General features: G+C 61.7%; 26 protein-coding genes. 5 read left to right on the top strand and 21 right to left on the bottom strand.

Features of this window, described 5'->3' with window-relative positions; all coding sequences use genetic code 11:
- Positions 1-142 precede the first annotated feature (142 nt).
- From ureC to KXR72_RS16000, 5 genes are all read right to left on the bottom strand, one after another.
- On the bottom strand, positions 143-1,843 hold the full coding sequence (gene ureC, locus KXR72_RS16020) for an urease subunit alpha (RefSeq protein WP_437422096.1): 1,701 nt from the start codon (positions 1,841-1,843) through the stop codon (positions 143-145).
- 162 nt (positions 1,844-2,005) lie between these two features.
- Positions 2,006-2,311 (bottom strand): urease subunit beta, encoded by a 306-nt coding sequence (locus tag KXR72_RS16015; RefSeq protein WP_243604003.1) that lies wholly within the window; start codon positions 2,309-2,311, stop codon positions 2,006-2,008.
- The gene (locus KXR72_RS16010) at positions 2,308-2,862 is read right to left on the bottom strand and encodes a GNAT family N-acetyltransferase (RefSeq protein WP_423706022.1); all 555 of its coding nucleotides are present in this window, start codon (positions 2,860-2,862) and stop codon (positions 2,308-2,310) included. Before KXR72_RS16010 ends, KXR72_RS16015 begins: the two co-directional genes overlap by 4 nt.
- Positions 2,863-2,873: 11 nt before the next feature.
- Positions 2,874-3,176: an urease subunit gamma gene (gene ureA / locus KXR72_RS16005; protein ID WP_003283033.1), complete on the bottom strand. Its 303-nt coding sequence runs from the start codon at positions 3,174-3,176 to the stop codon at positions 2,874-2,876.
- Between the two features lie 68 nt (positions 3,177-3,244).
- Positions 3,245-4,078: an urease accessory protein UreD gene (locus KXR72_RS16000; protein WP_437422095.1), complete on the bottom strand. Its 834-nt coding sequence runs from the start codon at positions 4,076-4,078 to the stop codon at positions 3,245-3,247.
- A gap of 274 nt (positions 4,079-4,352) precedes the next feature.
- On the opposite strand from KXR72_RS16000, the gene KXR72_RS15995 reads away from it, so the two are divergent.
- On the top strand, positions 4,353-6,350 hold the full coding sequence (locus KXR72_RS15995; protein ID WP_437422094.1) for a methyl-accepting chemotaxis protein: 1,998 nt from the start codon (positions 4,353-4,355) through the stop codon (positions 6,348-6,350).
- 39 nt (positions 6,351-6,389) lie between these two features.
- Here KXR72_RS15995 and KXR72_RS15990 read toward each other — a convergent pair whose 3' ends face one another.
- The 6 genes from KXR72_RS15990 to urtA all read right to left on the bottom strand — a co-directional run bounded on the left by KXR72_RS15990 (position 6,390) and on the right by urtA (position 13,251).
- On the bottom strand, positions 6,390-7,151 hold the full coding sequence (locus tag KXR72_RS15990) for an SDR family oxidoreductase (protein ID WP_437422093.1): 762 nt from the start codon (positions 7,149-7,151) through the stop codon (positions 6,390-6,392).
- 152 nt (positions 7,152-7,303) lie between these two features.
- On the bottom strand, positions 7,304-8,002 hold the full coding sequence (gene urtE, locus KXR72_RS15985) for an urea ABC transporter ATP-binding subunit UrtE (RefSeq protein WP_437422092.1): 699 nt from the start codon (positions 8,000-8,002) through the stop codon (positions 7,304-7,306).
- Positions 8,003-8,167: 165 nt separating this feature from the next.
- Positions 8,168-9,013, bottom strand: a complete 846-nt coding sequence (gene urtD / locus KXR72_RS15980) for an urea ABC transporter ATP-binding protein UrtD (protein ID WP_437422091.1) — start codon at positions 9,011-9,013, stop codon at positions 8,168-8,170.
- A complete protein-coding gene (urtC, locus tag KXR72_RS15975; RefSeq protein ID WP_437422090.1) occupies positions 9,010-10,089 on the bottom strand; it encodes an urea ABC transporter permease subunit UrtC in 1,080 nt (359 codons plus the stop codon). The genes urtD and urtC overlap by 4 nt, the downstream gene beginning before the upstream one ends.
- Before the next feature lie 163 nt (positions 10,090-10,252).
- Complete coding sequence (gene urtB, locus KXR72_RS15970; protein WP_437422089.1) at positions 10,253-11,824, bottom strand: urea ABC transporter permease subunit UrtB; 1,572 nt, start codon at positions 11,822-11,824, stop codon at positions 10,253-10,255.
- Positions 11,825-11,982: 158 nt separating this feature from the next.
- Positions 11,983-13,251 carry an urea ABC transporter substrate-binding protein gene (gene urtA / locus KXR72_RS15965; protein WP_437422088.1) on the bottom strand — a complete coding sequence of 423 codons (1,269 nt, stop codon included), beginning with the start codon at positions 13,249-13,251 and terminating at the stop codon, positions 11,983-11,985.
- 315 nt (positions 13,252-13,566) lie between these two features.
- Here urtA and KXR72_RS15960 point away from each other — a divergent pair, with 315 nt between their 5' ends.
- Positions 13,567-14,193: a pseudouridine synthase gene (locus KXR72_RS15960; RefSeq protein ID WP_437422087.1), complete on the top strand. Its 627-nt coding sequence runs from the start codon at positions 13,567-13,569 to the stop codon at positions 14,191-14,193.
- Positions 14,194-14,208: 15 nt separating this feature from the next.
- Here the strand turns inward: KXR72_RS15960 and KXR72_RS15955 are convergent, their stop codons facing one another.
- The 5 genes from KXR72_RS15955 to KXR72_RS15935 form a co-directional block, all read right to left on the bottom strand.
- Positions 14,209-14,427, bottom strand: a complete 219-nt coding sequence (locus KXR72_RS15955; protein ID WP_437422086.1) for a DUF2788 domain-containing protein — start codon at positions 14,425-14,427, stop codon at positions 14,209-14,211.
- 170 nt (positions 14,428-14,597) lie between these two features.
- The gene (locus KXR72_RS15950; protein WP_437422085.1) at positions 14,598-14,990 is read right to left on the bottom strand and encodes a globin; all 393 of its coding nucleotides are present in this window, start codon (positions 14,988-14,990) and stop codon (positions 14,598-14,600) included.
- A gap of 120 nt (positions 14,991-15,110) precedes the next feature.
- Positions 15,111-15,590, bottom strand: coding sequence for an Lrp/AsnC family transcriptional regulator (locus tag KXR72_RS15945; RefSeq protein WP_437422084.1), 480 nt, complete (start codon positions 15,588-15,590; stop codon positions 15,111-15,113).
- 418 nt (positions 15,591-16,008) lie between these two features.
- Entirely contained in the window at positions 16,009-16,926 is a 918-nt protein-coding gene (locus KXR72_RS15940; protein ID WP_437422083.1) for a cation diffusion facilitator family transporter, read from the bottom strand.
- Positions 16,926-17,342, bottom strand: coding sequence for a polyribonucleotide nucleotidyltransferase (locus KXR72_RS15935; RefSeq protein ID WP_437422082.1), 417 nt, complete (start codon positions 17,340-17,342; stop codon positions 16,926-16,928). The genes KXR72_RS15940 and KXR72_RS15935 overlap by 1 nt, the downstream gene beginning before the upstream one ends.
- 397 nt (positions 17,343-17,739) lie before the next feature.
- On the opposite strand from KXR72_RS15935, the gene KXR72_RS15930 reads away from it, so the two are divergent.
- Together KXR72_RS15930 and KXR72_RS15925 are read left to right on the top strand one after the other, a co-directional pair.
- Positions 17,740-18,048, top strand: coding sequence for a hypothetical protein (locus KXR72_RS15930; protein WP_437422081.1), 309 nt, complete (start codon positions 17,740-17,742; stop codon positions 18,046-18,048).
- Between the two features lie 150 nt (positions 18,049-18,198).
- A complete protein-coding gene (locus KXR72_RS15925) occupies positions 18,199-18,603 on the top strand; it encodes a DEAD/DEAH box helicase (protein ID WP_437422080.1) in 405 nt (134 codons plus the stop codon).
- Between the two features lie 898 nt (positions 18,604-19,501).
- Here the strand turns inward: KXR72_RS15925 and KXR72_RS15920 are convergent.
- The 5 genes from KXR72_RS15920 to KXR72_RS15900 form a co-directional block, all read right to left on the bottom strand.
- Positions 19,502-19,960, bottom strand: coding sequence for a DUF6957 family protein (locus KXR72_RS15920; RefSeq protein WP_437422079.1), 459 nt, complete (start codon positions 19,958-19,960; stop codon positions 19,502-19,504).
- A gap of 818 nt (positions 19,961-20,778) precedes the next feature.
- Complete coding sequence (locus KXR72_RS15915) at positions 20,779-21,042, bottom strand: BPSL0761 family protein (protein WP_437422078.1); 264 nt, start codon at positions 21,040-21,042, stop codon at positions 20,779-20,781.
- 262 nt (positions 21,043-21,304) lie between these two features.
- Positions 21,305-22,042, bottom strand: a complete 738-nt coding sequence (locus KXR72_RS15910) for a metallophosphoesterase (RefSeq protein WP_437422077.1) — start codon at positions 22,040-22,042, stop codon at positions 21,305-21,307.
- Positions 22,043-22,441: 399 nt separating this feature from the next.
- A complete protein-coding gene (locus KXR72_RS15905) occupies positions 22,442-22,840 on the bottom strand; it encodes a DUF6957 family protein (protein ID WP_437422076.1) in 399 nt (132 codons plus the stop codon).
- 135 nt (positions 22,841-22,975) lie between these two features.
- The gene (locus tag KXR72_RS15900; RefSeq protein WP_437422075.1) at positions 22,976-23,434 is read right to left on the bottom strand and encodes a hypothetical protein; all 459 of its coding nucleotides are present in this window, start codon (positions 23,432-23,434) and stop codon (positions 22,976-22,978) included.
- 352 nt (positions 23,435-23,786) lie between these two features.
- Here KXR72_RS15900 and KXR72_RS15895 point away from each other — a divergent pair, with 352 nt between their 5' ends.
- Positions 23,787-24,269: a helix-turn-helix domain-containing protein gene (locus tag KXR72_RS15895; protein ID WP_437422074.1), complete on the top strand. Its 483-nt coding sequence runs from the start codon at positions 23,787-23,789 to the stop codon at positions 24,267-24,269.
- Positions 24,270-24,305 lie beyond the last annotated feature (36 nt).

The raw sequence follows: 24,305 nt of genomic DNA, 5'->3' as shown, positions 1-24,305 counted from the left end.
ACGTCACGCTCCCGCAACGGCTCAACCAACCGAATGGAATCCCCGTGTAGGGGCGAATTTATTCGCCCGCGTTCCAGCGCACGACAGGGCGCATCTGGTCCGCAAGTTGAGCGCGCCCTACCCGCGTTACCGCGCTAGCCGATCAGAACAGGAAATACCGCTGCGCCATCGGCAGCACGTCGGCCGGCTCGCACCAGAGCAGCTGGCCATCGGCGCGCACCTGATAGTTCTGCGGGTCGACCTGGATGTCCGGCGTGTAGTCGTTGTGGATCAGGTCCTTCTTCTGCACCTGGCGGCAACCCCGGACCACACCGATCTTCTTCTTCAGGCCTAGCTGCTCCGGCACGCCGGCTTCGAAGGCGGCCTGGCTGATGAAGGTGAAGCTTGACGCATGCAGTGAACCGCCGTAACTGGCGAACATCGGCCGGTAGTGCACCGGCTGCGGCGTCGGGATCGACGCGTTGGCGTCGCCCATCAGGCTCGCGGCAATGGCGCCGCCCTTCAGAATCAGGCTCGGCTTCACGCCGAAGAACGCCGGGCGCCAGAGCACCAGGTCGGCCCACTTGCCCACTTCGATCGAGCCCACCTCGTGGCTGACGCCGTGGGTGATCGCCGGGTTGATGGTGTACTTGGCGATGTAGCGTTTGGCGCGGAAGTTGTCGTTGCCCGCGCCGTCGCCCGGCAGGGCGCCGCGCTGCTTCTTCATCTTGTCGGCGGTCTGCCAGGTGCGGGTGATCACCTCGCCGACGCGGCCCATGGCCTGGCTGTCGGAGCTGATCATCGAGAACGCGCCGAGGTCGTGGAGGATGTCCTCGGCGGCAATCGTTTCGCGGCGGATACGGCTCTCGGCGAAGGCCACGTCCTCGGCGATGCTCGGGTCCAGGTGGTGGCAGACCATGAGCATGTCTAGGTGCTCGTCGATGGTGTTGCGGGTGAACGGCCGGGTCGGGTTGGTCGAGCTGGGCAGCACGTTGGCAAAGCCGCAGGCCTTGATGATGTCCGGCGCGTGACCACCGCCGGCACCTTCGGTGTGGTAGGTGTGGATGGTGCGGCCCTTGAACGCGCCGAGGGTGGTCTCGACGAAGCCGGATTCGTTCAAGGTGTCGGTATGGATCGCCACCTGCACGTCGTACTGGTCCGCCACGGAGAGGCAGTTATCGATGGCCGCCGGCGTGGTGCCCCAGTCCTCGTGCAGCTTGAGGCCGATGGCACCGGACTTGACCTGCTCGATCAGCGGTTCAGGCAGCGAGGCGTTGCCCTTGCCGGTGAAGCCGATGTTCATCGGGAAGGCGTCGGCGGCCTTGAGCATCATCGCCATATGCCAGGGGCCGGGCGTCACCGTGGTGGCGTTGGTGCCGGTGGCAGGTCCTGTGCCGCCGCCAATCATGGTGGTGACGCCGCTCATCAGCGCCTCTTCGATCTGCTGCGGGCAGATGAAGTGGATGTGCGAATCGATGCCGCCGGCGGTGAGGATCATCCCTTCGCCGGCGATGACTTCCGTGGCCGCGCCGATGGCGATGGTCACGTCGGGCTGGATATCCGGGTTGCCGGCCTTGCCGATGGTGGCGATGCGGCCGTCCTTCAAGCCGACGTCCGCCTTGACGATGCCCCAGTGGTCGAGGATCAGCGCGTTGGTGATCAGCGTGTCGACCACGTCTGCGGCGCACAGCTGGCCCTGGCCCATGCCGTCGCGGATCACCTTGCCGCCGCCGAACTTCACTTCCTCGCCGTAGGTGGTGAAGTCTTTTTCGACTTCGATCCACAGGTCGGTGTCGGCCAGGCGCACCTTGTCGCCGACGGTGGGGCCGAACATGTCGGCGTAGGCTTGGCGGGATATCTTCATGGCTGTTCCTTGATGCCTCGGCGCGAACGGTGGCTGCCGGTGGTTCGTTCATGGGCGAATGAATTCGCCCCTACGTATTGCGTCGACGCTGCGGGATGTTCGGCACCGAACCTGTAGGGGCGAATTTATTCGCCCGCTCGTCGAACCCCTGGACCGACTCGCTCACAGCGCGCCCATCACCCGCCCGGCGAAGCCGAATACTCGGCGCTCGCCGGCCAGCTCGACCAGTTCCACCTCGCGGCTCTGTCCCGGTTCGAAGCGCACCGCGGTGCCGGCCGGGATGTTCAGGCGCATGCCGCGCGTGGCGGCGCGGTCGAAGGTGAGGGCGTCGTTAGTTTCGAAAAAGTGGTAGTGCGAACCGACCTGGATCGGTCGGTCGCCGCTGTTGGCCACGGAGAGGGTCAGGGTGCGGCGGCCGGCGTTGAGCTCGATGTCGCCGTCCTGGATCTGGTATTCGCCGGGAATCATGGTTTCGATGTCCTGTTCAGGGTCAGTTGCATCATGGTCAGGTCCAGCCAGCGGCCGAACTTGCAGCCGACCTGGCGCATCTGGCCGACATGGATGAAGCCCAGTTGCTGGTGCATGTGCACCGAGGCGCGGTTCTCGCTTTCGATGAAGGCGACCATCACGTGCTTGTCGAGCATGCGGGCGCGCTCGATCAGTGCCTGCATCAGGCTACGGCCGATACCGCTGCCGCGATGGTCGGGGCTGACGTAGACCGAGTTCTCCACGGTATGGCGATAGCCGTCGTGAGGGCGCCAGGGGCCGAAGGAGGCATAGCCGGCCACCTGTCCCGCTTCGTCGATAGCCACCAGCACCGGGTAGCCCTGCGCGTGACGCTCGGCCAGCCAGGCCTGGCGGTTGGCGAGGTCGACGGTGCGGTCGTTCCAGATCGCCGTGCTGTTCTCTACCGCGTCGTTGTAGATCTGCAGGATGCCTTCGAGGTCGGTGTCCAGGGCGTCGCGTATCTGCACGTTGGTTTCCTTCAAGAACGGTTCAAGGTCGTGGGCAGTAGACATTGACCGATATTTCAGGCGATTGGTTGATGCACCGTGACCAGCTTGGTGCCGTCCGGGAAGGTCGCCTCGACCTGGATCTCCGGGATCATCTCCGGCACGCCCTCCATCACCTGTTCGCGGCTGAGCAGGGTGGTGCCGTAGTGCATCAGCTCGGCGACCGTCTGGCCGTCGCGCGCGCCTTCGAGCAGCGCGGCGGAGATGTAGGCCATGGCCTCCGGGTAGTTGAGCTTCACACCGCGGGCCAGCCGGCGCTCGGCCACCAGGCCGGCGGTGAAGATCAGCAGCTTGTCTTTTTCTCTGGGTGACAGGTCCATAGCGATTCCACGTAGTGTTCATTGGCACGGGCGAGGGTAACGGCAAGGCCGGCTCGCCGGTGAGGCTGTCAGGTGCTCCATATCCGCGGCGCCAGCGCTTCGCGGCCGAGCAGCGCCGGGCGCAGTCGCTGCCAGAGCGCGATCATCCAGGCGCGTGCTTCCAGCGTTTCGCCGGCCAGGCAGCGTGCAACGACCAGGCCGGGCAACTGGGTCAGGTCGCCGCGCACAGGTGTCTTCAGGTCGCGGCAGACGTCGAGCACATCGGTGTCGAGCGTGCCAGTGACGATCAGGGTGCCGAAAACCGGTTGGCCGGCGAGGCCGATGGGCGAATCGAGCAGGCGGTCGCCGCCTTCGATCGCCTGGCGTTCATGCCAGAGCAGCTGGTCGTCGCGGCGAATGTCCAGCGCGGCGCGCAGCCGGCCACAGTCGAACCGCTCCGCACAGGCGGGGCGGCCAAGGGCGACGATGTCCCAATAGAACAATCGCGCGTCGCCTTCCAGATCGATGCGGGTGCGCAGTTCCGGCTGCGCGCCGGCGTAGACGATGGTCTCCTGCGGCAGCCACTCCAGCGTCGCGCCGGCCTGCACACGCAGGTCGAGGGTCTGATGGGCCGGGCTGGCAGCGCGATACCACTTGGCGGCGCCGGGGCTGGTGAGCTGCGCCCAGGCACCGTGGCCAACTTCCGCATGAATCGCCAGGCGATCGCCCCCGGCGATGCCGCCAGGAGGGTGCACGACAATGTGCTGACAGACCTCGGGGCCCTCGGGGTAGAGGTGCTTCTGCACCCGCAATGGGCCGTTGTGACGACGGCGGACCGGGCGCGTCGCCTGGCCGAGCCGTGCGTAGCCGAGGTCGAGCTCGGCCAGCCAGTGCGGGGTGAAGATCGGGGTCAGTGAAGTCATACGCGGTCGCGTGTCTGGCGTTCGGTCTAATGCGGTCAGCAATAGTCGTGCCTGTGCGCCGTGGCGGTGCACAAATGGCGCGGAGCAGCCTGACCGCCGTCAATGGGCGTCGAGGGGAATCGGCATAACTGCACCACTAGCGCGCATTTCGCGTAAGTGTGCTCGTTTGTGGGGCGCAAGTGCCTTCTGTCGGATGCTCCAGGCAAGCCGACGAATCGATTCAAGTCGCTGCGCTTGGTGCCGTTAACCGGCCAACTTTTCGTGGAGTTGCAGTATGTCGATCATTCCTACCCGGATCGCCTCCCGTATGACGCTGGGCGTCCTTGTCCTGCTGATGCTGACGGCACTGGCGATCTATACGGTCATGGCGCTCGGCGGCAAGCCGCGCCTGCTCGCCGCCGGTAGCGCCGCCGCGCAGCAATCGACCGCGGCGCTGGCGCGTCAGCTGGCCTTGCAGTTGTCGCGTATCGAAGGAACCACCGCGGCCATCGCACATCTGGCCGAGGTGATGCCCAACGATGAAGCCCTGGCCCGGGTGACCCTGCCCCGGGTTGTCGACGGCCAGGGCGATGCCGCCATCGCCGGTGGCGGTTTGTGGCCGGAGCCAGGCGCCTTCACTGCGGGCGTGGAGCGGCGCAGCTTCTTCTGGGCGCGCAATGCCACCGGCGGGCTCGACTATTCCGACGACTACAATGCGGCGCAGACCGCGCCCTACCACGGCGAGTCCTGGTACAGCGGTGCGCGCTCGGCACCGGCCGGGCGCTGCCTGTGGTCCGACGGTTACGAGGACTCGGTCAGCGGCGTGGTAATGACCACCTGCAGCGTGCCCTACCAGCGTGACGGTATATTCGCGGGGGTCGCCACCATCGACCTCAAACTCGACGGGCTGGCCCAGTTTCTCCAGGCCAACGGCAATGTCACCGGCGGCTACGCCTTTGCAGTGGATCGGGCTGGCAACCTGCTGTTTTTCCCACAGGCCGGCGCAGCCAAGCGACTGCCGAGCCTGGCCGACCTGGCCAAGCAGCAGCCCTCCCTGGTGCCGGTCGTCGAGGCACTGGGCAACCGCAACGCCGCGCACGGCGCGCTGTTCCTGCCAAACGACGAGCGTTTGGGTGGCGCCGGTTACGTCACGCTCGAGCCGATCCAAGGCACGGGCTGGTGGGTCGGCCTGGTCACGCCTGAAAGCCAGGTCACTGGCCTTGCCGACGAGCTCACCCTGGAAATGTTGTTGCTCCTCCTGCCGCTGCTCGGCCTGCTGCTCGGCCTGGCCTGGTTCGCTGGCAAGCGTCTGCTGGCGCAACTGGACGAAACCACACTGCAGATCGAACGCCTCGGCGAGCAGGGCAGTGCGGCTAACGAACTGGAGATCCACCGTGCCGATGAGCTCGGCGCGCTGCGTGGCGCCGTGAACCGCTACGCCGGCTCGTTGCGGCAGATGCTGCGGCGCATCGCCGAGGAATCCAACCATCTCGAGCGGCAGGCTGCGGAGCTGGCGCAACTGTCCGTTGGCCTGGCCGAACGTGCCGAGGCGCAGCGTCTGGACAATACCCAGCTGGCCACCGCCATCACCGAAATGTCCGCCAGCGCGGCGGAAGTGGCGCGCAATACCACGGACTGCTCCGATACCGCGCGCCATTCGCTGGATGCCGCTGAGCGGGGGCGCGAACAGGTCCAGCGCAACAGCCAGGCGATCGCCGGTCTTGCCGATGACATCACCGGCGCGGCGACGGCGATCACCCAGTTGGGCGTGGACATCGAACAAGTCGGCAGCGTGCTCGAGGTGATCAAGTCGATCTCCGAACAGACCAACCTGCTTGCACTGAATGCGGCCATCGAGGCGGCGCGCGCCGGGGAGCAGGGCCGGGGCTTCGCCGTGGTCGCCGACGAGGTCCGCACCCTCGCGGCACGCACCCAGGGCTCGGCGAACGAAATTCAGCAGATGATCGTGCAACTGCGGCAGGCGTCCGGCCAGGCCGTGGCGACCATGCAGACCGGCGCCAACCGCACTACTGACGCCGTCGAACAAGCCGCTGGCGTCGCCGGCACCCTGGGCGACACCGTCGCCAGCTTCGATGACATCGCCCAGCGCGCCCAGCAGATCGCCGTGGCGGCGCAGGAGCAGAGCCATGTGACACAGGAAATCAACGAACTGGCCGTTCGCATCCATGCCGCGAGCGAGGAGGGCGCGCGGGATGCGGCCAGCCTGCGCGAACTCGGCCAAGGCATGCAGGCAATCTCCCACCGCCTGGCCGGCATGAGCCGCGGCGCGTGACATCGAGGGCGGGCGCTGGTGCGTCCGCCTTGTGCCGGCTCAGGCGTCGCGGTCGATATTGAAAGGCGACCAGGCTTGGCGGGTCGGCATCACTTCGAGGCGGTTGATGTTGATGTGATCGGGCAAGGTCGCGACGTAGAAGATCTGCTCGGCAATATCTTCGGCAGTCAACGGGGTGGTGCCGCGGTAGAGCTTGTCCGACGCGTCCTGGTTGCCCTTGGTGCGGACCAGGGTGAATTCGGTCTCGGCCATGCCCGGGGCAATGTCGGTCACCCGAACACCGGTGCCCAGCAGGTCGCAGCGCAGGTTGTAGCTGAACTGCTCGACGAAGGCTTTGGTCGCGCCATAGACGTGGCCGCCCGGGTAGGGCCAGTGGCCGGCGACCGAGCCGATGCTGACGATGCTCGCGCCTTTGCCGGTTTCGATCAGGCGCGGCAGCAACGCGTGGGTGACGTTGACCAGCCCTGTCACGTTGGTGTCGATCATAGTGTGCCAGTCTTCCAGCGCGACCTTTTGCGCGGGCTCCGGCGCCAGGGCCAGGCCTGCGTTGTTGACCAGCGTTTTCACCTCCCTAAAGCCTTCGGGCAGTTCGGCGACCACCTGCTTCACTGCCTCGGCATCGCGCACATCCAGCGCGGCGATGTGCACCGGGACCTTACTCGACAATTCTTCCTTCAGCGCCTCCAGGCGATCCACGCGGCGCCCGGTGAGTACCAAGGCCCAGCCAGCTTCGGCGAAACGGCGGGCGGTGGCGCGGCCGAAGCCGGATGTCGCACCCGTGATGAAAACCACGTTGTTCATGCAAGGACCTCATATCTGTACGGATAAGCGGGCCGCTAAGGCCGGTCTGCCGAAGCTTACTGCGCTGCGGCGATCGCGGCAGCATACAGTTGACCGCAAGAAGTGCTCAGGTCGCCCTCAACGACGCTTGTCACCGCCCCGCGCTGCGTGGCTCAGATCGCCACTAACCGTTGCACCCCCTCGGCTTCCATGTCCGCGCCACGGCCTTGCTGAATAATCTCGCCGCGGCTCATCACCAAGTACTGGTCGGCCAGTTCGGCCGCGAAGTCATAGAACTGCTCGACCAGGAGAATCGCCATGTCACCGCGGGCGGCGAGCTTCTGGATGACGACGCCAATCTCCTTAATCACCGATGGCTGAATGCCCTCGGTAGGCTCGTCGAGGATCAGTAGGCGCGGGCGACTGGCCAAGGCTCGGCCGATAGCAAGCTGCTGTTGCTGGCCGCCGGAAAGGTCGCCGCCACGGCGATGCTTCATTTCCTTGAGTACCGGAAACAGCTCGTAGATGAACGCCGGCACTTCCTTGGCTTCCTTGGCGCTAAAGCGGGACAGGCCCATCAGCAGGTTTTCTTCGACGGTCAGTCGGCCAAATATTTCCCGCCCTTGCGGAACGTAGGCGATACCGGCCTGCACCCTTTGGTGCGGCTTGAAGCCCGTGATGGGTTTGCCTTCCCATTCGACCTGGCCTTCCTTGGCCGGAATCAGGCCCATCAGGCACTTGAGCAGGGTGGTTTTTCCCACCCCGTTGCGTCCGAGCAGGCAGGTGATTTCGCCGATCGGCACTTCGAACGAGAGGCCGCGCAGGATGTGGCTACCGCCGTAGTACTGGTGCAGTTGCTGGACTTGCAGCATGTGCGACTCCTTCACTTGGTGGATAAGCCTCTGGCGTTATCCACCCTACGATTAGGTTTGCGTTGATGCGGGCATGGGCGTTTGGCGGGCGTAGGGTGGATGACGCTTTACCCATCCACCGTGATGCCCTCGGTGAATGGCGCCAGTCATCTCCCTGTGAACGGCTTACCGCCCCAGATACACCTCAATCACCCGCTCATCCGCTTGCACCTGCTGCAGCGAACCCTCGGCCAGCACCTGGCCTTGATGCAGCACGGTGACGTGGTCGGCAATGGTGTCGACGAAGCCCATGTCGTGCTCGACGACCATCAGCGAATGTTTGCGTGCAAGCGACCTGAACAGCTCAGCGGTGAATTCGGTTTCGGCATCCGTCATGCCGGCCACCGGCTCGTCGAGCAGCAAGAGCTGCGGCGACTGCATCAGCAGCATGCCGATCTCGAGGAACTGCTTCTGCCCGTGGGACAGCAGCCCGGCCGGACGATGACGCGACTGGCCGAGGCGGATGGTCTCCAGCACGTCGTCGATACGGTCTTTCTGTTCGCCGTTGAGTTTGGCCTTGAGGCTGGCCCACACCGATTTGTCGGTCTTCTGCGCCAGTTCCAGGTTCTCGAATACGGACAGCGCTTCGAATACCGTGGGTTTCTGAAACTTGCGACCGATGCCTGCCTGGGCGATCTCGACCTCGCTCATGCGAGTGAGGTCGAGGGTATCGCCGAAATAGGCGCTGCCGCTGTCTGGTCGGGTCTTGCCGGTGATGACGTCCATCATGGTGGTCTTGCCGGCGCCGTTGGGGCCGATGATGCAGCGCAGCTCCCCCATGCCGATGTACAGGCTGAGGTTGGTCAGTGCCTTGAAGCCATCGAAGCTGACGCAGATATCTTCAAGACTGAGGATCGTGCCGTGGCGAGCATCCAGGCCTTGGGTTTTCATACGGCCAAGGCCAATGGCATCTCGGCCACTTCCTAGTGCATCGGCCGTTTCGATCAGTTCGGGTACGGGTGCGGTCTTCATCCTTCGCCCCTCCGGCGCAGTAGTCCGATGACGCCTTTTGGCAGGTACAGCGTGACGATGATGAACAGCGCACCGAGCGCGAACAGCCAGTACTCGGGGAACGCCACGGTGAACCAGCTCTTCATGCCATTGACGATACCGGCGCCGAGCAGCGGGCCGATAAGCGTGCCTCGGCCGCCGAGGGCGACCCAGACGGCGGCTTCGATGGATTGGGTCGGTGCCATTTCGCTGGGATTGATGATCCCCACCTGCGGCACGTAGAGCGCACCGGCCAGCCCGCAAAGCACCGCGGATAGCGTCCAGATGAACAGCTTGTAGCCGCGCGGATCGTAGCCGCAGAACATCAGCCGGTTTTCGGCATCGCGGACCGCAGTCAGTACCCGGCCGAACTTGCTCCACGCAAGCGTCCAACCCAGTAACAAACTGCCGGCAAGCAGCGCCACCGTGGCGAGAAAGAGCGCTGCGCGGGTGGCAGGGGCGGTTATGTCGAACCCAAGGATGCGACTGAAACCAGTAAAGCCGTTATTGCCCCCAAAACCCGTCTCGTTGCGAAAGAACAGCAGCATGCCGGCGAAGGTCAGCGCCTGGGTCATGATCGAGAAGTACACCCCCTTGATCCGTGAGCGGAAGGCGAAAAACCCGAACACAAAAGCGAGCAGGCCCGGCACCAGCACGACCAGGCACATCGCCCAGAGGAAGCTGGACGTGCCATACCAGTACCAGGGCAGCTCGTTCCAGGCGAGGAAGCTCATGAATGCCGGCAGGCCGTCACCGGCGCTCTGGCGCATCAGGTACATGCCCATGGCGTAGCCACCGAGGGCGAAGAACAGGCCGTGGCCGAGGGACAACAGGCCGGCGTAACCCCACACCAGGTCCAGCGCCAGGGCGACGATGGCGTAACAGAGAATCTTGCCCACCAGCGTCAAGGTGTAGGCCGAGACATGGAAGGCGTTGTCGGCCGGCAACAGGTGCAGCAGCGGCATGGCCAGCAGGATGGCGAGTGCCAAACCGAGGGCAACGACGGTCAGTGTCGGGCCAGCTTTTTGTGCGGCGGTAACGGTGAGTGGCTGGTTCATGAGTGACGCTCCTGCCGCAGGTTGATGACAGGGATGCCGATTCGTGGGCTGCCCCGTAGGAGCCAGCTTGCTGGCGACCCTGCGAGGTCGCTGGATTGCAGCCTGACCGCGAGCGAGCACCGGGCGTCTCTAATCGTTCCTACACGGGAGGCGAAATAGGTCTTCAATCGATCACCCTCCCTTTCAGCGCAAACAGCCCCTGCGGACGCTTCTGGATGAACAGGATGATCAGCGCAAGGATGAGGATCTTGCCCAGCACGGCGCCGATCTGCGGTTCGAGAATCTTGTTGGCGATGCCGAGGCCGAAGGCGGCGAAGATGCTGCCAGCCAGCTGACCGACACCGCCGAGCACGACAACCAGGAAGGAGTCGATGATGTAGCTCTGGCCTAGGTCCGGGCCGACGTTGCCGATCTGGCTCAGGGCGACGCCGCCGAGGCCGGCGATGCCGGAACCCAGGCCGAAGGCCATCATGTCGACACGGCCGGTTGCGACGCCGCAGCAAGCTGCCATGTTGCGGTTCTGCGTAACCGCGCGGACGTTCAAACCCAGGCGCGTCTTGTTCAGCAGGAGCCAGGTCAGCAGCACCACGAAAAGCGCGAAGCCGATGATGATCATGCGGTTGTAGGGCAGTACCAGGTTCGGCAACACCTGCAGGCCGCCGGACAGCCAGCCGGGGTTGGCGACTTCGACGTTCTGCGCGCCGAACAAGACGCGCACGAGCTGTATCAGGATCAGGCTGATGCCCCAGGTCGCCAGCAGGGTTTCCAGCGGGCGGCCGTAAAGGTGGCGGATCACCGTGCGCTCCAGCGCCATGCCGATCGCCGCCGTCACGACAAAGGCTACCGGCAGCGCCACGAGCGGATACAGGGCGAGGGCGTCGGGCGCGAGGCGCGCCATTAGCACCTGCACCATGTAGGTGGTGTAGGCGCCGAGCATCAGCATTTCGCCGTGCGCCATGTTGATCACGCCGAGCAGGCCGAAGGTGATCGCCAGACCGAGGGCGGCCAGCAACAGGATCGAACCCAGCGACAAGCCACTGAAGGCCTGGCCGAGCAGTTCGCCGATCAGCAGCTTGCGCTTGACCTGGGCGAGGCTGGTTTCCGCCGCCTTGCGTACGGTGGCGTCGGTTTCCGCCTCGTCGGCCAGCAGGTTTTCCAGCCTTACTCGAGCCATGGGCGCGCCGGTTTCACCGAGCAGGCGCACCGCGGCGAGGCGTACTGCCGGATCGTTCGCGGTCAGCTGCAAGTTGGCCAGCGCCAGGGTCAGCGCTTCGCTGACGGCGGCATCGTCCTCGGCGTCCAGGCGCTGCTGAAGCAGCTCGAGCTGTTCCGGTTGGCCGCTGCGCTGCAGGCGCTTGGCCGCAGCGAGGCGTTGTGCCGGGTCTTCGGCGAACAGCTGATGGCTCGCCAGTGCGGTGTTAAGCAGGCCGCGCAGGCGATTGTTCAGGCGCAGCTTCTTGGGTGTGCCAACGGGGTCGGCGGTGCCCTCCAGGGCACGGAAACTGCCGTTTTCCTCGATAAAAGGCGTCTTGTTCTGGTCGATCACCACGCGGTTTGCGCGAAGTGCTTCGATCAGGGGCAGTCGATCCGGATCTGGCGCGGCGGCCCATTGTTCGAGCAGCTTGGCCTGTTTGGCTGGGCTGGCCTTGGCGTAATCGGCTGCGTCTCCGGCGTGCGCGGCCCAGGGCAGGGCAAGCAAGAGCAGCAGCAGTAATCGATGCAGGGCAGTGTTCATTCATGCAATTCCCAGGGGTCGCCGTGTGCTCTCTTGGCGGAGCTGGCGGCGGGGGCAGGTGAATGAGAACGCCTCGACTCCGCGTCCCGATCCACCCGACGAAAGCCGGGCGGTGGTGGGTGGATGCGCTTCGTTCATCCACCGCACGACCGCAGCGGTTAGTTCGACTTCACCGCGTAATCCGGTTTCTTGTCGTTGCCGGGGATGTAGGGGCTCCACGGCTGAGCGCGGACCGGGCTTTCGGTTTCCCAGACCACGGAGAACTGGCCGTCCTCCTGGACCTCGCCGATCATCACCGGCTTGTGCAGGTGGTGATTCTTCTCGTCCATGGTGAGGGTGTAACCGCTCGGTGCCTCGAAACTCTGACCGGCCAGCGCCTCACGCACCTTGGCGACGTCGGTAGTGCCTGCCTTCTCGACGGCCTGCGCCCACATGTGGATGCCGACGTAGGTGGCTTCCATCGGATCGTTGGTCACGGCCTTGTCGGCGCCCGGCAGGCCTTTTTCCTTGGCATAGGTTTTCCATTTGCTAACAAAGGCTTCGTTGACCGGATTGTCCACCGACTGGAAGTAGTTCCACGCAGCCAGATGGCCTACCAGCGGTTTGGTGTCGATGCCGCGCAGTTCTTCTTCACCAACCGAGAACGCCACGACCGGGACGTCGGTGGCTTCCAGGCCCTGGTTGGCCAGTTCCTTGTAGAAGGGCACGTTGGAGTCGCCATTGATGGTCGACACCACAGCGGTCTTGCCGCCGGCGGAGAACTTCTTGATGTTGGCGACGATGGTCTGGTAATCGCTGTGACCGAAGGGGGTGTAGACCTCTTCGATGCTGGACTCCGGCACGCCCTTGCTGAGCAGGAAGGCGCGCAGGATCTTGTTGGTGGTGCGCGGGTAGACGTAGTCGGTGCCGAGCAGGAAGAAGCGCTCGGCGCCGCCGCCGTCTTCGCTCATCAGGTATTCAACCGCTGGGATGGCCTGCTGGTTTGGCGCCGCGCCGGTGTAGAACACGTTCGGCGACAGCTCTTCGCCTTCGTATTGCACGGGGTAGAACAGCAGACCGTCGAGTTCTTCGTAGACGGGCAGTACGGACTTGCGCGACACGCTGGTCCAGCATCCAAAGGTCACGGCGACCTTGTCCTGTGTCAGCAGCTGCCGGCCCTTTTCGGCAAACAGCGGCCAGTTCGACGCCGGGTCAACCACGACCGGCTCGAGCTGCTTGCCGAGCACGCCGCCCTTGGCGTTGATCTCGTCGATGGTCATCAGCGCCATGTCCTTGAGCGAGGTCTCGGAGATGGCCATGGTGCCGGACAGCGAATGCAGGATGCCGACCTTGATGGTTTCGGCAGCCTGCAGGGTGAACGGGAACAGGCCGCTGAGCATCAGGGCGCTGGCGGCGAGGGTGGACTTGATCAGAGGACGGCGTTTCATTGTGGGCGGCTCCTTGGCTGTCCGTGCGCAACTGTTGGGTGGGTCCTTTAGGACTGAACCCTGCATCGCAGCATCCGTGCCAATTTCATGGCGAGCCCTCTGCGCCGCCGCTTAGCGGGATTTTTTGGAATGCGCGGCGAGAGGGCGCGAGGTAGGGTGCCGTTCGATAAAAGGGCGCTCGGCTTGATGATGGCGCAGGCCCTGCACCGTTGTGGTGCCCAGGCTTGGGCCGAACAGGCGGTGCTACCTCGCCCTACCGCTTGCCGGCCACCCTACCGGGCCCTAGCATGGCGGCCTGCTCGTTTAGGCCCTGCCATGCCCCGCACCGATCGCCCTCGTCCGCCGCGCTCCGGCGTTCGCCCTCAGCCCCGCCGCGTCGCCAAGGCGCCGCCCGCCGAGCCGCGCCTTCTCCTCTTGAACAAGCCGTTCGACGTGCTTACCCAATTCGCCGACGCCGACGGGCGCGCCACGCTCAAAGATTTCGTACCGGTGCCGGGCGTTTACCCGGCCGGGCGGCTGGATCGTGATAGCGAGGGGCTGTTGCTGCTCACTAACGACGGTCGGTTGCAGGCGCGTATCGCCGATCCCAAGCACAAGCTGCCGAAAACTTACTGGGTGCAAGTAGAAGGCGAGGCCAGCGAGGCGCAACTGCAACAACTGCGTGATGGCGTCATGCTCAACGATGGGCCGACGTTGCCGGCCGAAGCGCGTCAGCTTGAGGAACCCGCCTTGTGGGAGCGCACCCCACCGGTGCGTTTTCGCAAGTCGGTGCCGACCTGCTGGCTGGAACTGATCATTCGTGAAGGCCGAAACCGGCAGGTCCGGCGCATGACCGCAGCCGTAGGGCTACCAACGTTGCGGCTGGTGCGCGTGCGGATCGGCCCCTGGAGCCTGGATGGCCTTCAGCCGGGCGAGTGGCGGGACGCGCCGGCGAGACTGTAGCCGACCAGCAGGGCGTCAGTGCGGGATGCCCTGGGTGACTTCGATGATGTAGCCGATGATCGGCTTGGCGAGAAAGGCGAACAGACACAGCCCCAGACCCAAGAAGAGGATCGCGGTGCCGAGCCGGCCAGCTCTCGACTTCTTGGCCAGATCCCAAATGATGAAGGCCATAAACGCCATCAGGCCGCCAACCAGGGCAATCATCATCCACTTTTCGAATACTTCGGGTTCCACGTAGGTCTCCAGCTGACGTCGATTTGGAGGGCACCGGCCAACCGGTGCGAGCGGCGCAGTATACGCGCGCGCCGGGCGTGCAAGTGCTCGCCAGATTGGACGGCGCCGGAACTGAAGCGTTCTGTGGCCCGCGCTGCGGGCGGCAGGTGGGGCGGGTTGTCGCAGGCCCCTCAATAGTGCGAGCGGATCACCTCGATGCCCTTGCCGAGCACGCTGCGCCAGGCCTGCCGGTCCGGCTGTGTCAGCTTGGTATCGTGCTGGTCTATGGTCTGGAGTAGCGCAGCCAGCCACAGGTCGTAGAGTTCGGGGCCGATGTCGAGCTGCGCACGGGAATGGCTCATGCCGAGTGCCTTGAGCTTGGTGTCCGGCATGCCGCGGGCGAACAGCACCAGGTTCATGATGCCGGCCCGCAACAGGCGTTTCTGCGCGGACATGTCTGTGTCCGCGAACTTGGCACGTACAGCGGCTGAGCTGGCGAGGAAGGTTGCGTAGAAGTCGTCGAAGAAGCCGTCGCTGGCACAGCAACGACCGTAGCTTTGCATGACGCGGTCGGTCTCTTTCATACGCATTCCTTTGCAAACGGGCTGAGCGGCGCGGGCCCGCAGCATAGGCGGGCCGGCGTGAGGGCGGGAATTATAGGCAGTAACCACATCAGCTGTAAGGGTTACGGCGAGAAACCCGTCTCAGCTGCGTAAGTGCCCGAGCGGCAACTCGGTGCTCGATGCCACCTGCCGCAGCACGAAGCTGGAGCGCACGCTCGATACCCCATCGATACGCGTCAGTGTGCCGAGTAGGAACGCCTGATAATGCTCCATGTCCGGCACCACGACCTTGAGCTGATAGTCGGCATCCATGCCCGTCACGAGGCTGCATTCGAGCACTTCTGGGCAATTGCCGATTACACCCTCGAAGTGCTCGAAACGGTCTGGGGTATGACGATCCATGCCAATCAGCACGTAGGCGGTGAGTGTCAGGCCGAGCTTCTTGCGATCGAGCAGCGCGACCTGGCGGGCGATGTAGCCGTCGTCTTCGAGCTGCTTGACGCGTCGGGAGCAGGGGGAGGGCGACAGGCCGATGCGCTCGGCCAAGTCTTGGTTGGAGATACGCGCGTCGCGTTGCAATTCGGCCAGAATGCGCAGGTCGTAGCGGTCAAGTTTGCTCATTTCTCTTCGCTTGCGTGAGGTTGTTGCGCAGAACTATGCACTTGCGTGAGCAGATTGCGCAACGACGTGGTATTCGAGCAATGTTCGCAATCCTCTGCCAATGTGGGGCGCGTAAGCTTTATCCAACTTCAGCCCCCGGCAGAACAGGCATGGCAAGGATCCCCGCCGTGCTTACCGAGAACCTTACCGAGGTCGACGGTCCGGGCCCCCGGCGCTCACGAGGCGCTGCGAGAAGACGCCGTCACCATCGGCCAGACGAATCGAAGAGACCACGCCCAGGCGTGGTCTTTTTCGTTTTGGGGTTTTGTTTGGTGGCTAAAAGGTGGGGCGATTTCAATTGCCGAGCTGGCTGAGGCATTGGTTTCGCCCTGCTGGGCGAAACCAGCACTGTCAGAACGCCTGCGTGCTTTCCGCCGGGTCACCCCTTCGGCCTAACCACCTCAAGCGGATCGGCATGAACCAGCACTTCGGCCCGCGGATACCTGGCATGAATCGCCGCCTCAACCTGATCACACAGTGCATGCGCTTCGATCAGCGGCAGCTCGCCAGGCAGCTCCAGGTGCATCTGCACGAACCAGCGGGTACCTGACACGCGGGTCCGCAGGTCGTGACAGCCGACCACGCCGGGCACGTCGCAGGCTAGCCGGCCCATGTCTTCGCTGATCTCCGGTGGCAGCTCGGTATCCATCAGCACCGCGCCGGCTTCGCGCACGATGCTCAGCGCGCTCCAGACGATGTACAGCGCGATGGCGATACCGAACACGGCGTCGAGGCGCTCCCAGCCGTAGCCGGCAAGCACCAGCGCCACCAGGATGCTGCTGTTGAGCAGCAGATCGGAACGGTAATGCAGCGAGTCGGCGCGGATGGCGGTCGAGCCGGTTTCACGCACCACGTGACGCTGGTAGATGAGCAGCGCCACGGTCAGCGCCAGTGACAGCAGCATCACCGCAATGCCCAGCGCAGGCGCGCCGAGCGGTTCGGGGTTCAGCATACGGTCGATGCCCTGGACGCTGACCAAGATGGCGCTGACCGAAATGAAGGCGCCCTGGCCCAGCCCGGCCAACGCTTCGGCCTTGCCGTGGCCGTAGCGATGGTCGTCATCGGCCGGGCGCAGCGAATAGTGCACCGCCAGCAGATTGAGCAGCGAGGCGGCGCCGTCGAGCAGTGAGTCGGTGAGGCCGGCAAGCAAGCTCACCGAGCCGCTCAGCCACCAGGCCAGCGCCTTGCAGCCGGCCAGGGTCAGGGCCACGCCGAGCGCCAGGCGCGTGGCCCGGCGCATCAGCCGCGCATGCTCGGCGCTGACCCCTTTGCGCCGTTCGCCTGCTGGTTGTGGCATCAGGCGGCCGGACGCGGTCCGAAGGCGGCCAGTTGCTCGACGCTGCCGTTGTGCTGAATCAGGCGCGGATCATCCAGCGGCAGGCTGCGCCCGGTTTCCGCCTCGATGATGGCCTTGAGCTTGGCCTGGTCGATGACGCCATCGGCGCCGATGGCTTCCTGAAGTTTTTCCGGAGCCATGGAGTAGCTGTCATCGGGGAGGTAGATCGCGCCGGTGGCGAAGTCGATGCCGAAGGCGATCAGGCCGGGGATCACGTAGAACAACAGGCCGATGGCGTTGGCTACGGCAATGGCTGGGTCGATCTTGCCTTCGATCTGCCCACGGCGGTCGGGGTAGAACAGCGTGCCGCAGGCGGTCAGCTGGGTGAACAGGGAGACGGCCAGCACGCCGCCGATGACACGGGAACGAGTACGCATAGGGACCTCCTGAAAAAGTGGCGCAACTATACAAGGGCTGCGTGATGTTTTCGCGATATCAGACCGCTCCGCGCGCCCCGGTGTTCACGGCTGGGGTAGGCCTGCGTTTTTACCAACACCTTACCTTTGGTTGACGGTCGGCTCGTGCCCGCCCGCGGATAATCGGCAACGCAACAATCCCGTCGTTTTCTGGAGGCGCATCATGCCCTGGTCCCTTTCGCGCGCTTGCATCGCCGCATCACTTGCTTTCGTTCTCAGTGTTCCCGCTTTCGCCGCGCCCGGACACGGCCCGGATGGCCATGACCGCCCGGGTGGTCCCGATTTTCGTCATGCTCAGCCAGGCCCGCGGCATGGCCATGGGCTGCCCTCGGGCGCCCGGGAATTATGGATCGGCAGCATGCTTTACTTCGTCGCCGCCGGGACGTACTACCTGTGGAACGCCGACCGCAACCAGTACGAGCCCGCCAGCCCGCCCCCGGTGGTGCCGGCCAGCGAGCCCGGGCGATACGATGTCATCGCTTACCCGGCCAAGGCGCAGAGCGCCGAGCAGCAGAGCCGCGACCGCTACGAGTGCCATACATGGGCCGTCAGCCAGAGTGGCTTCGATCCGGCGACTGCACAGGCCGCGCCTCCGGCGGCCACGGCCGACACCTACCGGCGCGCGCTCAGCGCCTGCCTCACCGGGCGGGGCTATAGCGTGAACTGAGCCGAGACCGTTGCGTGCAGCGGGTGCTGCGGCGCTCGGTCAGGCGGCAAAAAACAGGCTGAAGCGGCGGGTTTGCTGGCCGTACACTGCGCTTCCTTGTTTGCGGGCGTTGCGGTCATCGTCCCGACGCCGTACCTATCCCGAGTGTCCATGATTTCGCTGCCCATTGATCAAGCATTGCCGGCCTTGCGCCAAGCCCTCAACGACCGTGACGAAGCGGTGCTCGAGGCACCGCCCGGCGCGGGCAAGACGACCCGTGTTCCGTTGGCATTGCTCGACGAGCGCTGGCTGGCCGGGCAAACGATCCTGATGCTCGAACCGCGGCGCCTGGCGGCTCGCGCCGCGGCCGAACGGCTGGCCAGCGAGCTGGGCGAGGCGGTTGGCGAGACTGTCGGTTACCGCATCCGCCTGGACAGCAAGGTCGGCCCGGCTATGCGCATCGAAGTGGTCACCGAGGGCATTCTCGCTCGGCGGTTGCAGGACGACCCTGCCCTCGATGGCGTAGGGCTGGTGATCTTCGACGAGTTCCATGTTTTGCCATTTGCGCATGACTAGGGCTTCTTTTGTCAAATTGAGATATCTATCGCATTTTGCGGTTCTGCCCTCCACGTAAGAGAAGCAGTCCTCGAACAGGCTGATGGATGCTCGCATTGATAGCGGATTCGAATCCTACCCTGCCCAAGGACTACCTCAACGTCGTGCGAGCTTGGTCATCGAAGCAGCAGTATTCTTTGATGCGGGGCCCCTGGTGCCTCTGGAAAACCGATGTACTGCCTCTATCTGTGCTGGGCCTAGGGATCATCGATTATTTAGTCAAACTATGCCGTCCCAAAGCCCTCACGTTCACTCGTTCGGTGCCAGCGATATTTTCTGCTCCTTCAGCAGTAACGTTCAAACTCCTAACAGTAACCCCTAGCCGGCTGGCTATTTCTGATTCGCATAGCCCCTCTTTCTGCAATCACTCTGTTGTCTTACGAGTTGCATCGGCTCTCTGGCCTCGTAGCCCGGGCGGCTGCATTCTGTGTGGGGGAATCGTAAATCCTTCGGCAATGAGCGAAAGGCATAGCTTGGTGTTTGCCGCAAGGAGCCCTTCGACCAGTAGGCCCGCTTGGCGCGCCTCAGCGACTAAGAGTAACTGCCCACAGGAACGCTTATAGCACTACCGGGTGCAACAAGCGTGTCGATATTGATAGCAGCTTCACCATTCTCAATTTGGCATAGGTGAGAAGCGCGGATTAGCTTTAGAACGCATGGCGCGCAAGTCCTGAGCGGATCCGCGCATCTCTCAATACTCCATTGAGCGCTTTCCCAAAGCTCCTGTTCGATGCAGCCGCAAGCGGAAGTATGGAACCAACTTTTGTATGAAACAATCGACTAGGTGCACCATCATCTGCTGTGGTTAATTCGCTTCCTGAATAGCTTACGTAAAACTACACGAAAGGAAGCTATATCTCTAACTCATGTCGGTCATGCGCCGATTTACTGGGCGGATGCTGTAGACGATGTTTTCGCGCACTTTTTTGAGGCGTCCGATTCCTAGCAGCACATAAATAGTGCTTCTAGTTTCGAAAAAGCCATCGTTTTCATACTTTTGCTCTAGCGAGCTTCTCACCCAACAGCCCGGTTGAAAACGGCCAGCTGAGTCTTCGACCACCTCATTAGCATGGATAAGCCGAGCCTTGAAACCATCAGTCTCAACCTGCCGACACGCTTCATCTGAGATGTCTAGCTCGACTAGAGTCCAATTTTTTACCAGGCAGTACTGCTTACAGGGATTGCGCCGGTGTAGCTCTTGAAGAATTTCGCCTCGACTCAAGTCGGTGCCGTTTATGGCAGGGGCCTTTCCATATAGAAAATCTGTAATTTCGCGTGCTTTTTGATTTTTGAGAATGTCTAACAATTGAGATTTCATGAGCGTTCTCGGCGTGATCTACTCTGTTATAAGCCTTGAGATCAACATCTGATCTTGGTCGCCCAGCTTATGGCTGCGCGACATCTAATGAAGCTTTCTGGACGCCAAGAAAATCCTCGTCTTCATGAGGCGTTGAAGCGTCATTAGCGATGGCCTTCCGACGTGCCGCTTGAAGGTAGCCACAACGTAAAGGGAGTTAACGGTCTTTATGAGCCAGCGGCCATCAATCTGGCGGAGTTCTACGATGTCTGATGTTCGTATGAGATGGCCGTCATTAAAGCGACCCGTAGCATCGCTACGGACGTCCCGATAAACAATCCCGACGGCAGCGTTTGCAATGACGTACGCGTTTACGAGAAACCCCGTTACGGGAACTGAATAGGTGACCTTTAGTGCTTGAGCAAGCTGTTGCTTTGCATAAGGCGAAATTGATCGGCTGGTCTCTGGAATCAGAATGGAGTTCAACATAAGGCACTGTGTCAGTTTAGTTTTATGTAATACACAGAGTGCTGTTTCTCCAACTCAAGATTTCAGCGCATCCGTGAAAGGGCGTGGTAGTTCTTTGTTTCCTGCGTTACGTAGATATATAACAACTCATCATGGGCTGACTTTGGTGTGTCATTAGGTGAATGGTTCCAAGCGCACTCCGCACTGTGCCGTTCATCTTGGCCGCAGAAAATCTCTGGGCTTCTGTAAGCACCGTCAGCGCTTGGCCTACTGAAGTGCCGCTGGAATATCCACAACACAAAAACCTATGCGCTGTTCGAACCGCGTTAGGTCTGGCTTTATTAGTGAATCATTAAAGTTTAGTTTGTAAACTATCCCGCAAAATTGACGGTGGAGCTGAATAGCCGCTGACTGCGCGCCGTAATTAGCCGCAGGGATTCACAATCCAGCGCATCGCATTGTAAGAGCTCTTCGAGGCGACCTATCGCAAGAATCTGAGATGCCGACGGGTAGTGCCTGAGAATGTGATGTGCATAGCTACGGATGTCTCGAGGTAATGCAATATCAAAGGCGAGCTGTCGGAGGAACGCCTCACATTCGATTACAGCGCGGGTTCTCTCGTGAGGAAGGGTCATAAATTGCTTCTCCTGCTCCCTGGGTTGAATTTGAATGTCTGAAGGCCTAGTCAGCATTCAGCCCTAACTCGTCGCCGCTTCCCCGCTAAGCGGCTCGACTAGCGCCCTACACCCCAGTGGATGCGAGCCCAAGACGCCGTATACGCTAAGGTGGAATCGACTAACTTAAGCGACCGCCAACGCAGTTACAGACGGTTAGGCGCTAGTTGATGCTTGTAAGGTTTAGCAAGCTAGATGCACGCATCTCGTTTACGCTCCATCGCTAAATTTCGAGCACTAGTGCGGGATCGAACCCAGTTTTCTCGCCCGGATAGCCTCTCGGGTTGCACACTACCCGCGTACCCGCTATTTCATAGTCAATCGCCGTGTGTGAATGCCCGTGCACCCAAAGCATCACCTGGTTAATCCCCATAAGGTCTTCCCAACTGTTTGCATATGCGGCGTCCAGATGGCTACCTGCATGAGGGCTGTCCACTAGGGATCTCATGGTCGGAGCATGATGGGTGATAACCACCGTAGGCCCATCATGATGTTCATCTAGCTTAATGCGCAGCCAATCGCGAGTTTTGGTCGCTTGATTTACCAAGTCAGCCGGCCTAATCCGCCGATAGTTTCCTGTGCGAATTTTTCGGTAATCGTTCATGTTGTTTTGAGCGGTCAGTGACGCCAATACCGGGTTTCCGGTAGCTGAGAAGTCCGTCCACATGGTCGCACCGAGGAACCGGACGCCATCGATGATTACTTCGTCCCGATCCATTACCCATACACGATCATCCCGCCGCAAGCGCATCTTTTCGAGGGTGTAAGCTAGATGGCCGCCGTAGAACTCATGATTACCGGGAACATACAAGATAGGCGCTGAAAATGCCTGCCGAGCCCATTCGACACCTCGCAACCTGACGTCGATATCGCCCGCCAGGATGACTACATCGACATCGCTCACCTGCGGTACGAACTGTTCGAACTCATTGTGCAAATCGGACAGCAGATGGATTCGCATCGTCACGATCCTAACGTTGGCGGTGGGCTACGACTTACCGAATTTCCATCTCGGGTGACGCGGCCAAAGTTTTGGTCATCACTCGGTTGGTCTTCATCGAACATTGTGTTGATACGCCGCTGATGGCGTAAATATAACAGTGCTGCGGTAAAACAGGCCTTACATAGGTATAATTCGTAATGCACTTCGCTATCAGATGAACCGCAGCCCAAAGGGGCGTGCAAAACCCCGAACTGTGGCCGGTAGCCCGCAGTATCGTTAGCGTCGCCACACACCGCACATATAACCCCAGCGTTTCGATCAAGTGGCTTGTTCATCGCTCTTTTCTTGTCCTACGGAATGAAAAAGTTTCGGTAGTGGGCTTATGCGATGCGCGGAGTCCACGCTAGCGCTCTTTCGTTAATAGATGCTAGCGACAGTGCTGGGCTCAGCGCGCTCGCGCTTACCGTGACCAAGCAATACGTAAACAGTATTCTGCGTCTGAAAAAATCCCCCCTCGGTAAAGCGTAGAAGCGGTGTGCTGCGCACCCAATCGCCTTTGTTAAATCTGCCCAGACTGTCAAACACGACCTCATGGGCGTAAAGCATAACGGGCTGTCGCTGCGCCTTTTTGAGCTCTTCGCGAGCAGCGTCAGATATATCCAGATCGATCCAGATCCAGTGCCGTACAAGACAGTAAGACAGACCGGGAAAGAGTTCGCGAACCCTCGCGATAATTTCCACTTCGGTTGCTTCGTGACCGAGCATAGGTGCGCCCGGCCCGTACAATAGGGCGTGTACCGTGTTTAGTTGATCCATATAGATGCTCTTCGGTGCCATACAAGTTCAGCGTGCGGCTACTTTTTTGATTTGGCTCAGCCGCGACTTAGCTAAAGGCTTCAGAGGTCGTTGCGCGCCTAAGTCTCTGGAAACTGCGCAGGTTGGATTATTGCGTTAGCATTCTGGATGCTCTACTTTTTCTTCCGTCCGTTTATAAAGCAACCTCCGAGAGCGCAGACCTTTGACAGCCGACGTTTTCAGCGTAGGGCAGAAATATACGCTGCCAGATATTGTTGTATATATTTCTACTGTCTCGCCGTACGCCGTCTTTGCCAACTCCAGCTTGGCAAGTGACTCCATTAGCCATCTGCCCTGTTTATTAATCATTCCTGGAGTCATTGCTTGCAGGTCGACAACTCTCACTCCTTCCTTTTGTTGGCTAAGGATCTGCTCCACTAGTAAGAAGTCGTCAGGCATGAACGACCTCTCACGAACGTCGCCCTCTGCGCAGTATTGAATCGTAACGTGGAACCAGGGCGTGCCTGCATCGCGTTCAACCATTTTCCAATAATAATCGCTGCTGCTGAAAACACGCATCAGCCCTATTTCCATGGTTTCGTTTGTCTTGAACATTGTTAAGCCTAGTCTTCATCGCTAGGGCACGTTAAGGCGGCAAGCAGGCCACAGCGCCCACCCGTAGCCCGGGTACTTGAACGCACAAGAGGGCAAGCCTGGTGAAGAGATGCCAACTTCGAGTGCGACGATTGGTTCAGCGCGTAGGGCCCTTTAGTACTTGTTGGGCAAGCAAGACCCTAAGCGCTAAGCGCATCGGGCGTTTTCGGAAGTTACGCTTCGCTGGGCAATGCGCCGTGCCCGAATTATCTCTATATTGACAAGCGCTCAGATTAGCGAAGCGTGAGTATCGTAAGCGATAAAGACGTGGCGGGTCAAATGTGGCCTTATCCTTGCTTTTGCGGCGAATTCAGTGACTGGAAGCCAAAAAATTGGGCTTGATACGTTTAGCGTGACGTTGGGAGAGGTGGTTCGGGACTTGCGCTTGAGGGCTGGGCTATCCGGCGACGCGTTTTCTAGCGCTTTGAGTAGAGCTAACCTTCACCGGTTGGAAAGCGGGCAAGCGCAGGTTCGTCTCTACACGCTGGTACAGTTGTGCGAGGTTCTCGGCTTGTCGCCAAGTAATGTTTTGCTGATAGTGGAAGCACGGATCGCCGGCCGATCCGTCGCAGAGCATTCCACTACAAGCGCGGCAGCACTCAGCTCAGCGATCCAGGACGGGCGACTAGAGCCGATGAATGCCGGTGATGTTGGTCGGGGCATCAAAGGTATGCAGGCTGATCAGACGAGGCGGGCCGTACAAGACGCTCAGGCGAGAGGGGACAGAAAGGCGGATGTATCCCGTAAGCTCGGATTATCCAGTCGAACTGTTGATCGATATTGGAAAAAAACATGAGTTCCCCGCATAGCCGGAAGCATGACCCTCAAGACC

The sequence above is a fragment of the Stutzerimonas chloritidismutans genome (assembly GCF_051486945.1).
Classification (GTDB): Bacteria; Pseudomonadota; Gammaproteobacteria; order Pseudomonadales; family Pseudomonadaceae; genus Stutzerimonas; species Stutzerimonas chloritidismutans_B.
The sequence above is the reverse complement of the archived record's forward strand: the minus strand, read 5'-3'. Positions and strand labels throughout refer to the sequence as shown.